Origin of the sequence: Coprococcus sp. AM11-30B (genome assembly GCF_027674365.1) — a bacterium.
Classification (GTDB): domain Bacteria; phylum Bacillota; class Clostridia; order Lachnospirales; family Lachnospiraceae; genus Allocoprococcus; species Allocoprococcus comes.
In genome coordinates, this window is the sequence record NZ_JAQDVB010000008.1 from 137112 (window position 1) to 151389 (window position 14278).

General features: G+C 43.4%; 10 protein-coding genes. 9 read left to right on the plus strand and 1 reads right to left on the minus strand.

Translation table 11 applies throughout. The features are described 5' to 3' along the window. The first annotated feature begins 30 nt into the window (after positions 1-30). Positions 31-648, plus strand: a complete 618-nt coding sequence (locus PGU50_RS07235; protein ID WP_270246534.1) for a DUF4317 family protein — start codon at positions 31-33, stop codon at positions 646-648. A 365-nt stretch (positions 649-1013) separates the two neighbouring features. Here PGU50_RS07235 and PGU50_RS07240 read toward each other — a convergent pair whose 3' ends face one another. Beyond that, a complete protein-coding gene (locus PGU50_RS07240; protein ID WP_270246535.1) occupies positions 1014-2669 on the minus strand; it encodes a DUF885 family protein in 1656 nt (551 codons plus the stop codon). Between the two features lie 167 nt (positions 2670-2836). Between PGU50_RS07240 and PGU50_RS07245 the strand changes: the two genes are divergently transcribed. From PGU50_RS07245 to PGU50_RS18135, 8 genes are all read left to right on the plus strand, one after another. After that, positions 2837-5620, plus strand: a complete 2784-nt coding sequence (locus tag PGU50_RS07245; protein WP_270246536.1) for a translation factor GTPase family protein — start codon at positions 2837-2839, stop codon at positions 5618-5620. Beyond that, on the plus strand, positions 5610-6392 hold the full coding sequence (locus tag PGU50_RS07250) for a GTP pyrophosphokinase (protein ID WP_270246538.1): 783 nt from the start codon (positions 5610-5612) through the stop codon (positions 6390-6392). The genes PGU50_RS07245 and PGU50_RS07250 overlap by 11 nt, the downstream gene beginning before the upstream one ends. Before the next feature lie 481 nt (positions 6393-6873). Continuing rightward, positions 6874-8286: a family 43 glycosylhydrolase gene (locus PGU50_RS07255; RefSeq protein ID WP_270246539.1), complete on the plus strand. Its 1413-nt coding sequence runs from the start codon at positions 6874-6876 to the stop codon at positions 8284-8286. Positions 8287-8298: 12 nt separating this feature from the next. After that, entirely contained in the window at positions 8299-9660 is a 1362-nt protein-coding gene (locus PGU50_RS07260; RefSeq protein WP_270246540.1) for an MFS transporter, read from the plus strand. Between the two features lie 144 nt (positions 9661-9804). Further along, positions 9805-10725, plus strand: a complete 921-nt coding sequence (locus PGU50_RS07265; protein ID WP_270246541.1) for a helix-turn-helix domain-containing protein — start codon at positions 9805-9807, stop codon at positions 10723-10725. Further along, positions 10718-12790: a beta-glucosidase family protein gene (locus tag PGU50_RS07270; RefSeq protein WP_270246543.1), complete on the plus strand. Its 2073-nt coding sequence runs from the start codon at positions 10718-10720 to the stop codon at positions 12788-12790. Before PGU50_RS07265 ends, PGU50_RS07270 begins: the two co-directional genes overlap by 8 nt. A 159-nt stretch (positions 12791-12949) precedes the next feature. Further along, the gene (locus PGU50_RS07275) at positions 12950-14089 is read left to right on the plus strand and encodes an exonuclease SbcCD subunit D (RefSeq protein WP_270246544.1); all 1140 of its coding nucleotides are present in this window, start codon (positions 12950-12952) and stop codon (positions 14087-14089) included. An 81-nt stretch (positions 14090-14170) separates the two neighbouring features. Then, on the plus strand, positions 14171-14278 hold a 108-nt coding region (locus tag PGU50_RS18135), incomplete at its 3' end, for a MerR family DNA-binding transcriptional regulator (RefSeq protein ID WP_119246015.1).

Sequence of the window (14278 nt, forward strand, 5' to 3'; positions counted from 1 at the left end):
ATTGATATTCAAAGAGAGGAACAAATACAAATGATCAACCGAGAAGATATGCTGGAATTGACGCGGCGGATGACGCCTGCAAGAACATCATTCACAAGAATAGCAGGCTGTTATGTAGATGCAGACGGAGATTTTGACGGAAGCTTTAACATCAACTTCCTCAAACTCTCTGCGTCAGAAAAAACAAAAAATCTCGCAATCGCCAAAACGATTCCATTTGCAGAGACAAACACAGAACTGAAAAAATACGAGATCCAGCCGGAAAATCAGAAAGCCGGAAGTATGTGGCAGCTTTTGATGGCGCTCAGAGACTGTGAACTTAAAAACGATGCCCTGATGGATACTCTTTATGATATCATCATGGAAAACATCCGGATCACCACCCCTTACGCGATCTATGTTTTCCATGATAATTACGATATCCCAGCCAAAGCCACCGACAAAGAACGCCTTGGAGAATCCGAAGAGATGTTCCCTTACCTCATCTGCGCCATCTGTCCCCTTGTCGGCGAATACGAACCCGGATCCCCAACATCCGGCTTCCTCTTCCCCGCCTTTACAGACCGCAGCGGTGACCTGAACCACATAAATATCTATGGCATAACTGAAAAGAAACGTGAAGAACTTGGTAGACTTATATCTTTATAATAATGTGTTGTTGGAAATATTTTAAAGATACAAATTTTTAAAAACTAAAACAAATCATTATACTCAAATTTATGAATATGGTTAAAACCCTAGACAAACAAATCACCATCAGCCATGCGCAGCGAGCTGATGTTCCATAAGGGAAAATTTTCAAGTTGCAGGAGTACCAGAAAAAACGGATAAATAAATGAATCGGGTCAGATTCCCTTGAGCACTATGGAGATGAGACTCAGTATATTGTGGAAGCCATTGCTGACACAATATACGCTTTCAGAGACTCATCGGAATGCCCAGTGCGTGGGAAGCATACCCGATTCATTTATTTATCCGTTTTTTCGTCCCCCTCCAACACCTTAAAACCTACCTTATTCATCCATCAGCAAGCTCCGGAACTCCGTAAAGAAACGTCCCTGCTCTTCTTTGGTCATCTTAACCAGCATCTCCAGGCTTTCCATACTGATCCGTCCGGCTGAGAACAGCAGTTCCGTATAATCCCATTTCGTATATCCATACTCTTTTTCCCAGTCGCAGATTTTCTTCATTCCATAATAATAGCAGGTGAAATATCCCGGCGCATTCTGGTGTGCCTGTACCTGGGCGCGGGCAGTTACGCGGTCAAAGCCAAGCTCTTCTTCGTAGATTTTTACAGCATCTTCCAGTGTCACTCCAAAATAATACAGCTGCAGATCAACCAGGATACGGACAGAGGCATGATGACGGCGGAATGCAACGAACAGAGGGAAGAACGGGTCTTCTGCAAAGATAAAGGTAAATGCGCGTTCAGTCCGAATACATGTTCCCTCTTCCAGAGGTACACTTTTTGCTCCTATTTTTACAGTTTCCGGTGTTGGATCGATCGCTGCACGGATAAACTGGACATGATGTCCCGGATAAGTTTCGTGCATGGTATTCATCTTGATCCAGCCATCGGTAATGTTCTGATAATTATACTGATTCAGGAACATCTGGCCGCGGAGCGGTTTGACACGGAAATCACCACCCTCATAACCGCCCCAGGGGTAAGAATCCTTATAGCAAGGCGGAAGAGGAACGCACAGACAGGTTTCATCTTCCGGAAGACGTACATATTCATGAGCGACAGCACGGGTACGTTTCAGATAATTTCTGGCACGTGTATACATTTCCTCGGCACTGTCACAAGGACCGGCATAGCGGAAAAGCACATCGCTGACTTCTTTCATTGTCTTCGGAGTTCCTTCCGGAAGCTCTAATTTGGAGGCGATTTCGAATACTTCAGCACGGGTCTTTTCAATTTCTTCTTTATGCCATGCAAGCAGTTCGTCGAGAGATACACCAAGACGGTTTTTCAGAAGGCTGCGGTAAGCTTCCGGATCCATCTTGATGGTCTTTGAGAGATCATCCTTTAATAATTCTTCAGAGTCAGACTGGCAGTCTGAACCGAGTAAATCTGCCATTTCCTGAAGCTGATCGATAAAAATCCGGAAGGACTGTGATAAAGATGCAATCTGTTCTTCTGTGAAATCCGGGAAATATTCATTTAACAATTTCTGGTCGCGCTGCATATCCAGCCTTGCGCGGGCAAAGGCAGAAGAAAGGGAAGCTTCATTTTCTCCGTATTGTGTATGGATCAGATTAAGGATCAAATCCTGATTTTCATGGAATGCCTGTAATTTTCTGGTCAGGACATCGAGACGTACTTCATTAGAACGCCTGTCACAGCGAGCAATTTCCTGAAGATAATAGACAAAATCCAGGAGAGGTGCTTCCGGATTGTGTTCTTTTTCTTCGATAGTAAATTTGAGAGAATCCAGGAAGTCTTTCAGATGATGCTTCACCAGACGATAGACATTGTCCGGTGCATCCAGGTTTTCAACCTGTGTTTTTAAATCATTCCATTTCTCGCGGACCGACCTGATCTTTTCGGGAGTCGGGAGAAAAAGGATATTTTCAAAAGAACGGTGACTTTCGAGTTGGTCATGTAAAATGGCAAGTTCTCTGTCAAGTTCGCGGTAAGTATTGGTTAAGTCAGTATTTTTCATAAGTAAATAGCGCTCTCCTTTTTTAGAAATTTGTTCTGATTGTATCTTACCGCAAAAAATGTCAAATGAAAAGCAGGACAGATAAAAAGATTCGCGTGTCGACTTATGCCCCTTTCTGTGATATGATAATCAAGAGATTATTATGAGCAGAAAGGGGCATTTTTTCGATGGCAGCAACATCTGAAAATAAGCCAAAACAATATATATCTGTCGGGATCCTGGCACATGTGGATGCTGGAAAGACGACGCTTTCGGAAGGAATCCTTTATCTTACCGGTCAGATCAGGAAGCTTGGAAGAGTTGACCACGGAGATGCGTTTCTGGACACGTATACGCTGGAGAGAAGCCGGGGGATTACCATTTTTTCCAAGCAGGCGAATTTTGCGCTTGGAGACAAGCAGGTGACTCTTCTTGATACACCGGGGCATGTGGACTTTTCAGCAGAAATGGAGCGTACCCTGCAGGTTCTTGATTATGCAATCCTGGTTGTCAGCGGAGCGGACGGTGTGCAGGGACATACACGAACCCTGTGGAATCTTCTTGCAAGGTATCAGGTTCCGACCTTTATTTTCATAAATAAGATGGATCAGGACGGTACGAACAGACAGGACAGACTTGCTGAATTAAAGCGGAAGCTCAGCGGAGAGTGTGTGGACTTTACAGAAGCGGGTGAAGAATTTCTGGAAGAGCTGTCTATGTGCGATGAGACGGTAATGGAAAGCTATCTGGAAAATGGAAAGATCACGACAGGTCAGATTCAGACGCTGATCCGGGAACGAAAGGTATTTCCATGCTATTTCGGTTCTGCACTGAAGCTGGAAGGTGTGCAGGAATTACTGGACGGACTGGAAAAATACATGGACGGACCGGTAAGCGGGACGCATTCTGAAGAAGCTTTTGGAGCGAAGGTATATAAGATATCCAGAGATTCACAGGGCAGCCGCCTGACACATATGAAGATCACAAACGGAGTACTGAAGGTCAAAGAGATCCTGGAATATATGGCAGAGGAAGAACCTTTGCAGGAGAAAGTCAACCAGATCCGGATTTATTCCGGGGACAAGTACGAGATGGTGCAGGAAGCAGAAAAAGGCTGTATCTGTGCTGTGACAGGACTTACCCGGACTTATCCGGGACAGGGGCTTGGGATGCAGCAAAGTTCTTCGGCACCGATACTGGAGCCGGTTCTGAATTACCGGGTGGAGCTGCCGGAAGGCTGTGATGTCCACCGGATGCTGCAGAATTTTAGACAACTGGAGGAAGAAGATCCGATGCTCCGTGTAGTCTGGAATGAAGAGGCAGGAGAGATTCAGGTCCAGCTGATGGGCGAAGTGCAGACGGAGATTCTGCAAAGTCTTGTAAAAGAACGGTTTGATGTGGATATTTCTTTTGGAAGTGGGAATATTGTTTACAAAGAAACGATTAAAAATACAGTTGAAGGAGTAGGGCATTTTGAGCCGCTGCGTCATTATGCAGAAGTGCATCTGATACTGGAACCGGGAGAGCCGGGAAGTGGAATCACGATCGATACGATCTGCAGTGAGGATGTGCTGGACAAGAACTGGCAGCGACTGATCCTGACACATGTGCTGGAAAGAGAGCACCGGGGCGTTCTGACGGGATCGGTGCTTACTGATGTGAAGATCACACTTGCCAGTGGACGTGCACATCTGAAGCATACAGAGGGCGGAGACTTCCGCCAGGCGGTGTATCGTGCGATCCGCCAGGGACTGATGCAGGCAGAGAATGTACTGCTTGAACCGTATTATGCGTTTCGTCTGGAAATTCCGTCAGAGCTGACAGGCCGTGCACTTACGGATATTCAGCGGATGAATGGAGAATTTGACGGACCGGAGACGGAAGATGATATGGCTGTGGTCACCGGAAGTGCACCGGTGTCTGAAATGCAGGATTATCAGAGAGAAGTAACCACATACAGCAGAGGAAGAGGGAAACTGTTCTGTACGCTGAAGGGATATTTTCCATGCCATAACCAGGACGAGGTTGTAGAGGCGATTGGTTACGATCCGGAGCGGGATGTGGAGAATCCGACGGGCTCTGTATTCTGTGCTCATGGAGCAGGATATAATGTACCGTGGCAGGAAGTGCCGGAACATATGCATATTGAGGCACAGCTTCCGAAGATCCTGGAAGAGCGGAAAAGGCTGGCAGGAGAGACAGAAAAAAGTCTGGATGAGACTGTACCGGTAAATTTACGCAAGGAGAAAAGCGGATCAGCTGAAGCAGCAGCCAGAGGCGGCAGGCATTATGCGCGTAATGCCAGAGAAGACAGGGAGCTGGAAGAGATTTTTATCCGGACTTACGGACGGGTAGAGCGAAAAGCCGATCGTCTTCCGAAGACTGTGACTGCAGGGAAAATGCCAAAAGCAAAGAAAGATGAAGAAGGCGTACAGGAATATTTGCTTGTAGATGGTTATAATGTTATTTTCGCATGGGATGATCTGAAAGAACTGGCAAAAGAGAATATTGAAGCAGCAAGAAATAAACTGATGGATGTGCTTTGCAATTATCAGGGGTTCAAGAACTATCCTCTGATCCTGGTATTTGATGCCTACAAGGTTGAAGGCGAAGCAATGGAAATCTTCAAATACCACAACATTCATGTTGTGTATACAAAAGAAGCTGAGACGGCGGATATGTACATCGAAAAGGTAGTACATGAGGTCGGAAGAAAGTATCATGTGACGGTAGTTACATCAGACGGTGTGGAGCAGGTGATCACACAAGGGCAGGGAGGTACGATCATATCTTCCCGGGAGTTCCTGAAAGAGGTGAAGATCGTGAACCGGCAGATTCAGGAAGAATGGGAACTTCACAAAGAGAGTGCGAAAAATTATCTGTTCGATCATATGGACAGGGAGCTTGCCGGTCATATGGAAGAGGTCCGCATGGGCCGGAAAGAATTGGGTGAGAGAGCAAATGATCAATAAAGAGGAATTTCTGAAAACCTGTAATCTGACAGAGGACGACCTTACGGCTGCCCGGATTTCCTGGGAGGAGCTGACAGAGATCTACGAAGATTATATGTCAAAAACGAAATTGTTCCGTCATCTGGGAAAAGAATTTGTAGATGAATATATCTATGATATTGAGCGGGCAGGGATCCATTCCTATCGTTACAGAACCAAGAATCCAATGCACCTTCTGGAAAAGATCATCCGGAAGCGGAAAGAAAATTATGCAAAATTTGAACATATCAATAAATCGAATTACCATAAATACATCACGGATTTGATTGGTATCAGGGTTTTCTTCCTTTACCGGGAGGACTGGATCCATTTTCATAAGTTCATCACTTCGATGTTTGAAAATGATCCGAACAATTATGTAGAGGACAGGCTGCGGGATTTTGATGAGGATCCGGAGCATTGCTATATCGCAGAACGTCCAAAAGTATACAAGCGTTCCGGAGATACGAGGATTTATGACAGTACGCAGATTGAAGTGCGGACAGGCGGGTATTACCGTTCACTGCATTATATCATCAAGTATCACGGATACTATTTGGAAATCCAGGGCAGAACGCTTTTTGAAGAAGGATGGAGCGAGATTGACCATGATATTGTGTATCCGTATTACAAGGACGATGAGATGCTGACGGAGTTTTCCGGACTGCTGAACAGGCTTTCGGGAATGGCAGATGAGATGAGTTCGTATTTCAGAAAGATGAAAGAACTCAGAGAAGAACCGGATAAAAAATAAAGGATCTCTTATAAAAAATTAAAAATATCATATCACGTTATGGGTGGTATCTTTTTGTGAACTATGTGCGGAAAGGTACATTCTTTTTTGATATTAAATGATTGGAAATTTGTTTATAATAATGAGAGCGTAGGGATAAAAAGAAAATACTTGCGTATAATTAGCCTAGATTATTCACGGCTATGCCGTGTGAAGTGCGTGTGAAAAAACTTTTGTTTTTTCACACGCACTTTCTTTTTTTGACTTTTTTCAAAATCATCGGATATTTTCTGCTTTTCAAAATGCGATTAGTGAAAATACATAAAAATAAAACTATAAAATTGTTAAAAACGACCAACAAGCACAAAACATGTCCAAATTTGACAGTGAGAAAGGTCTAAAATGACAGAACAAGATTTAAAATTCAAGATAGAATCATATTGCAAACGAAAAAGAAACGTTAAAACAAAGAAAAATAATAAAAAAGCGAAAGGAGAAGCGTATGAAAACGCAATGTCATAATCCATATCTCCCGTTGTGGGAACATATTCCGGATGGGGAACCGCATGTGTTTGAAGACAGATTATATGTATTCGGAAGTCATGATCTGGAGAATGGGAATGAATTTTGTGAGCAGGATTATGTATCATGGTCGGCACCGCTGGATGATCTGTCTGACTGGCGTTATGAAGGTGTGATCTACCGAAAAGATCAGGATCCGTATAACGTAAATGTGCTTCCTTTATATGCGCCGGATGTAGTACAGGGGCGTGATGGAAGATATTACTTATATTATTGCATCAAATTCCAGGATTCCATCAATGTGGCTGTCTGTGATACACCGGCAGGGCAGTATGAATTTTACGGACGTGTCCAGTACAAAGACGGTCAGACGATGATGGAAAATCAGACCTATGATCCATCTGTGATCTGTACAGAGGAAGGAAATTTCCTGTATTTTGGATTTGCACCATGTATGATCAATATCCCGCGTTATAAAGATCAGGATCTGAAAGGCGGAAGTGTACTTCAGTTGGAAGACGATATGATCACCGTAAAAAAAGGACCGCAAGTGATCATTCCGAGTCTGAATTATGGAAAAGGAACTTCATTTGAAGGAAACGAATACTTTGAAGGGCCATCTATTCGAAAAATAAACGGAAAATATTATCTGATCTATTCTTCCGTAAATACGCATCAGCTCTGCTATGCGATCAGTGACAGACCGATGGAAGGATTTGAATTTGGTGGAGTCATCGTAAGCAATGGGGATGTCGGATACAACGGAAGAAAAGAAGAAGACAAACTGATGTCTGTTGGAAATAATCATGGTGGTCTGGTGGAGATAAACGGACAATGGTATATGTTCTATCACCGTCATACTTTCCTGAACCAGTATAACCGACAGGGATGTGCAGAAAAGGTGTATTTTGATGAGAACGGACAGATTCCGCAGGTAACGATTACGACAAGCGGAATGAATCCAGGACCTCTTTCCGGAGATGCATCTTATCCGGCAGTTTATTGTTGTAATCTGACGAATGGACACATGGGAGCATTGTCTTCCATTGGAAGAACCAACCAGGAAGTTGATTTCCCTTATATGACAAGTGTAAATGAAGAACGTTATATCACGAACATTAAAGATGGAACGAGAATTGGATATAAGTATATCAATCTGGAAGAAACCGGAAAAATTGAAGTCGTTTATCAGACAGATGCCCCGGGTGAACTGGAAATTTACACAGAAGAGAATGGAGAAAGAAAGGCAGTTATTTCTTTGAAGCCATGTAAATGGTGGAAAACCGCTGAAACAGAAGTAACATTTACCGAAGAAAAGAAATTGTATCTGGTATACAAAGGGGAAGGAGTACTTTCTCTTTTGACATTAAATCTAAAAGGAAAAAGGAACTAAGGAGGAAGAAACATGAAAAACAGTAAACCAACATGGAAAGAGATTCTTGCATTTGCTGTCGGAGATGGTGGATGCAACCTGGTATGGACAACAATCGGTTCTTACCTGACATTATACTACACAGACAGTGTAGGGCTTGCAGCAGCAGCGATTGGTACGATGATGCTTCTCACAAGACTTCTGGACGGAATTTCAGATCTGATCATGGGAAGCATTATCGACCGTACACATACCAAATGGGGAAAAGCAAGACCGTGGATCTTATGGACTGCAATCCCAATGGGACTTGGACTGGTTCTGATGTTCAGTGTGCCGTCCGGACTGAGCAGCGGAGGAAAGATGGTTTATGCGGTCATTACCTATATCCTGATGGCAGTTGCTATTTATACCGCATGTAACCTGGCATATAATACACTGCTTTCACTGGAAGCACCGGATCCGAAAGACCGTGTAACAATGAGTTCTATCCGTTTCTTTGTTACAATGTCAGTGGTACTTTTCATCAACTACAACTGCAATAACCTGGTAGGAAAATTCGGATGGACCGGAATGGCAGCAATCTTTGGTGTAATTGCTACAATATTGCTTTTGATCACATTTGCAGGAACAAAAGAGCGTACACATGCAGAAGAAAATACTTCTAAGAAACAGGAAAACAAAATCAGTGTCGGAGAATCATTCAAGCTTCTTTTCGAGAACAGATATTTCTGGCTTCTGACGGTTGTATTTGTTATCAACTATACAGTTCTTGGTGTAAATAACGGACTTCGTATTTATTATGCAAGAGATGTCCTTGGAAATGTAGGACTGATGGGAACACTTACATTATGCTTTATTTTACCAAAACTGATCGGTAACCTGATTTACCCTTATATCAATAAAGTACTTGGAAAATGGAAGAGCATGATGATCGGATATGCAATTGAACTTCTTGGTGTACTGATCATGGCATTTACAGGAACTTCATTTACAACAGCAGTCATCGGACTTGTCTGCCTTGGAATCGGTGGAATTCCGCACAATGCAGGACTTTTCGCAATGGTTGCAGACGTTATTGATTATGGCGAGTGGAAGACAGGTGTCCGCCTTGATGGTATGACAAACTCTGTTACATCCTTTGGTATGAAAGTCGGAGCCGGTCTTGGATCCGCAATCGTCGGATGGGGACTTGCATGGGCAGCATACGATGGAAGCCTTACCGCTAAAGGAGTTGGTCAGGCAGCAGTAACCATTTCAGGAATCAAGACTGTATTTACAATGGTTCCGGCAGTTCTGATTGTTATCGGAATGGTTGCACTGTTCTTCTGTAATCTGGATAAGATCTATCCACAGATCGCAAAAGGACTGGAAGAAAAAAGAGCGAACGAAAAATAGAAAATTGTAAAAATTACAGAGGATAGTCGTCAGGATTGGCGGCTATTCTTTGCGTATATATTTCAGTATGGGAGAAAATCCTGTATAATGATTTGTAAGAATGTTTAAGTATATTTTGAGGAGAAATGAACACGGGAGGTCCATATGCCACATTCTATTTATGAGTCAATAACAAATAATCAGAGTTTTCCTGTAAATATATTTGTTGCGCCAATTCAGAGCAGTACCTATCACTGGCATAATGAATATGAAATGATCGGAATATTAAAAGGGAGTATCTGGATGCAGGTGCAGTCGGAGCAGGTCAGATTAAAAAAGGGGGATATCTATCTGGTGAATCCGAATGTGATCCATGCGATAAAAGGAGTAGAAAATGAAGAAAATCTGTGTATGTTCGTGCAGATGAGCCGTGAGCTTTTGGCGTTTGATGAGGAGGACAATAAAGAGGTACGGTTTTATCTTGATAGTACAGACGAGGAAGAGCCGGAAAAAGGATTCGCATATTTTTATAAAAAGATGGCTGAACTGGTATATGAATCTATGCGCGAGGACAGACATCAGGTATTTCGGATAAGGGCACAGGTGTGCACCATGATCGCAGATCTCTTTGATCAGGTTATTTATGATATCAGGTTTAAAGATGCAGCTGCACAGAATGATCAGGAACTGACGGTAAAGGCAATCACGCTTATGGAAGAACATATGGGAGAAGAAAAGGTAATGGATCTGGTATGTAAAAAGATCGGGCTTAGCCGTAAATCCCTGGATCGCAATCTGAAGACAACACTGGATCTGACCGGGAAAGAACTTATGGAAAATCTGCGTATAGAGCAGGCAAAGAATCTTCTGAAGAATACGGATAAAAATATGAATTATATTTTGGATGCATGTGGATTTGGATCGGAAAAAACGTTTTACCGGGTATTCAGGGAAGAAACCGGGTTTACGCCGAAAGCCTTTCGCGAGAAAGGACAGGTGGAAGAATATGATGAGGCACTGAAGGGGTATCTGAATTATGAGACTTCAGAGGTAAAAAGGATTTTGAGGGAGATTCTGAATGGATAAGAAAATGGACTGGAAGGCATACCGGCTGACATATACAAAACAGGCGAAGGATATTTTGAAAACGCTGTCACTGGAAGAAAAAGTTTCTTTGATGAGTGGGTCAGAAATCCGTTCTGAGGTTCGGGGAGCAATTCGGAAAAAATTAAAAGTACATTATAATGAACATCCATATCGTGCAGGTGGTATAAAAGAGAAAGGCATACCGGCAATGCTTTTTGCAGATGGGACGAGAGGTGTTGTATGCGGATGCAAAAAAGCAACATGTTTTCCGGTGGCGTCCATGAGAGGAGCAGCTTTTGACCCGGAGCTGGAAGAAGAGATCGGGCGCGCCATTGCAGAGGAAGTTCTGGACGTTGGTGCAAACTTTTTTGGTGGCGTATGTGTGAACCTGCCCTATCATCCGGGATGGGGACGGGCGCAGGAAGTATATGGAGAAGATCCGTATCTTCTTGGCAGGATGGGAAGTGCACTGGTCCGCGGAGTACAGGAGAATGGCGTGATCGCCTGTGTCAAACATTTTGCCTTTAATTCTATGGAAAATGCAAGATTTAAAGTGTCGATCGAATGTGATAAAAGGACAGAAAGAGAGATTTTTCTCAGCCATTTTAAAAAGTGTATTGATGCCGGAGCAGGTTCTGTGATGAGTGCTTACAATCGGTATCAGGGAGCGATGTGTGGGGAAAATGAATATTTGCTCAGACAAGTGCTTCGGAATGAGTGGGATTTTGACGGATTTACGATCTGTGATTTTGTGTGGGGAGTGAAAGATAACGTTGCATCGGCTTCAAGCGGGCTTGATATAGAGATGCCGATCACACATTTTTATGGAGAAAAGCTTCTGGAAGTAGTAAGAGAAGGAGAAGTTACGGAGCAGACGATTGATGAATCAGCACTCCGGATCATCCGGACTTTACTGGCACATGAACATTTTATAGAAGAACACAAAAAAGAAGGAAGTTGTGATTACAGAAAGCATCAGGAACTTGCCCTGCAGTGTGCAAGAGAGGGAATTACGCTTCTGAAAAATGAAGATCAGTTACTTCCGATAGATTATAAAAAGAGAAAAAAGATCGTAGTTTTGGGAAGTTACGCTGACAGAGAAAATATTGGTGACCGGGGTTCCAGTCAGGTCTATGCACCGTATGTGGTGACAATCCTGCAGGGAATTACGGAATACCCTTCAGAGGCGGAAGTGATCTATTATTCCGGAGAAAGTGCATCCCATTGCAGGCGGCTTGCAAAAGAGGCAGATGTGGTTGTGATTATAGCGGGAAATGATTATCTGGATGAAGGAGAATGTGTGGCAAATGAATCGGCAGATGTGACGGTTCAGAATGAGGGAGGCGACAGGACAGACTGCCTGGGATTAAAAGAAGAACAGCTGAAAATTATTGATGCAGTCGGAAAAGTCCGGCAGGATGCAGTGGTGGTTCTGGTTGGCGGAAGCATGATCCTGATGGATGAGTGGGAAGATCGAGTCGGAGCGATATTGATGGCGTACTATCCGGGAATGGAAGGTGGAAAGGCAGTCGCAGATGTATTATTCGGGAAAACGAATCCGGGTGGAAAACTTCCATTTGTGATTCCGAAGAAAAAAGAAGATCTGCCGGAGATTGACTGGGATGCAGAAGAGTTCCGATACGATTACTATCACGGATATACACTCCTGAATAAAAGCCATGTGAAGCCGCTTTACCCGTTTGGATATGGACTTTCTTATACGACGTTTACGCTTGCCGGCATGAAAGCATGGAGAGATGAAGAAAATCTGTATGCGTCTGTGATCGCGAAAAATACAGGGAAGCGGGAAGGCAGCGAAGTGGTACAGATGTATGTGGGAGCAGCTGATTCCAAAGTAGAAAGACCGGAGTATGTGCTCAAGGATTTCCGGAAAATACGGCTGGATGCCGGAGAAGAAAAAGAAGTGAAACTGGTTTGCCCGATTCGGGAGATGGCATATTTTGATGAGGGTAGAAATGAATTTGTGGCGGAATTTTCAATTCCGTATGAAGTGTATGTGGGAACGAGCAGTTTGAGAGAAGAATTGTGGGTAAGAGAAGTTTGAAAAAGGATGTGAGTGTTATGTGTAATCTGAATCAGGGAATTGTAGATGATACAAAGATAGAGATTATTAAAGAAAATAAGCATGTATTAACATAAGTAGTAGATAAAAGAAGCTGTGTTTGCTCTGCAAAAGAATTATTCGAGAAGGAGGAAGAAAACCATGCGATTTCTTCATTTATCAGACCTGCACCTCGGCAAGCGTGTGAATGAATTTTCCATGCTGGAGGATCAGGCATATATTTTAAAAGAGATACTGAACATTATCGATGAGCAGAAGGTGGAAGCGGTTCTGATCGCGGGCGACATTTACGACAAGGTGATTCCGTCCGCAGAGGCGGTGAGGCTTCTGGATGATTTCCTGACAAGGATCGCCGCGAGAGAGCTTCCGGTGTTTCTGATCAGTGGAAACCATGATTCTGCAGAAAGAATTGCTTTCGGTTCAAGACTGATGAGCAGCAGACAGATCTATCTTTCACCGGTATTTGAGTCGGATGTAGAACCGGTAACGATAAGTGACCGGTACGGTGAGATCAATATTTACATGCTTCCATTTGTGAAGCCGTCTCTGGTAAAAAGAGTGTATCCAGAGGAAGAGATCATCACCTATCAGGATGCTGTAAATGCGGCAGTGCAGCATATGCAGATCGACACAGACAAACGAAATATCCTGCTTGCGCATCAGTTCGTGACCGGTGCAACAAGATGTGATTCAGAAGAACTGTCTGTAGGCGGTGTGGATGATGTGGACGCATCTGTCTTTGACGGGTTTGATTATGTGGCGCTTGGACATCTCCATGGCCCGCAGAAGATCGGGAAAGAGACAGTGCGGTATTCGGGGACGCCGCTCAAATATTCTTTTTCTGAAACCAATCACAAAAAAGCAGCAGTCATCGTTGATGTAGAAGGAAAAGGCAAAATAAATATTCAGCAGATTCCATTTTTGCCGAAACATGATATGCGGGAAGTCAGAGGCACGTATATGGAAGTGACTGCGCTGGATTTTTACAAGGATATGAACACGGACGATTATCTTCATATTACGCTGACTGATGAAGAGGATATCCCGGATGCGATCGGGAAGCTACGATGCATTTATCCGAATATCATGAAGCTGTCTTATGACAATCTGCGGACGAGAGCGGCAGGGACAGTGAGAGGAACGGCAGAAGTAGAGGAGAAATCCCCGATGGAGCTTTTAAGAGAGTTCTATGAGCTTCAGAACAACCAGCCCATGACGGATGAACAGGAAGAGATTGCCAGAGGAATGATGGAAGAAATATGGGAGGTCATTAACAGTTAAAGATAAATTATAAAATCATATAACTAGATATTGAGTTTTATAAGATATTAGACTAGAATATTATTGAAAGGAGTTGATACTTTGAGTAAATATTATTCTATACACGAATTTTCAAAAATTATAGGCGTATCTGCTCAGACATTACGAAATTGGGATGCAAATGGAAAACTTCATCCGCATCATACTACA

What these genes read in the sequence shown, in the direction of transcription:
- PGU50_RS07275 (WP_270246544.1), top strand. Translation starts at nt 12,950, where the DNA reads ATGCGATTTCTTCATTTATCAGACCTGCACCTCGGCAAGCGTGTGAAT.
- PGU50_RS07245 (WP_270246536.1), top strand. Translation starts at nt 2,837, where the DNA reads ATGGCAGCAACATCTGAAAATAAGCCAAAACAATATATATCTGTCGGG.
- PGU50_RS07235 (WP_270246534.1), top strand. Translation starts at nt 31, where the DNA reads ATGATCAACCGAGAAGATATGCTGGAATTGACGCGGCGGATGACGCCT.
- PGU50_RS07250 (WP_270246538.1), top strand. Translation starts at nt 5,610, where the DNA reads ATGATCAATAAAGAGGAATTTCTGAAAACCTGTAATCTGACAGAGGAC.
- PGU50_RS07260 (WP_270246540.1), top strand. Translation starts at nt 8,299, where the DNA reads ATGAAAAACAGTAAACCAACATGGAAAGAGATTCTTGCATTTGCTGTC.
- PGU50_RS07265 (WP_270246541.1), top strand. Translation starts at nt 9,805, where the DNA reads ATGCCACATTCTATTTATGAGTCAATAACAAATAATCAGAGTTTTCCT.
- PGU50_RS07270 (WP_270246543.1), top strand. Translation starts at nt 10,718, where the DNA reads ATGGATAAGAAAATGGACTGGAAGGCATACCGGCTGACATATACAAAA.
- PGU50_RS07240 (WP_270246535.1), bottom strand. Translation starts at nt 2,669, where the DNA reads ATGAAAAATACTGACTTAACCAATACTTACCGCGAACTTGACAGAGAA.
- PGU50_RS07255 (WP_270246539.1), top strand. Translation starts at nt 6,874, where the DNA reads ATGAAAACGCAATGTCATAATCCATATCTCCCGTTGTGGGAACATATT.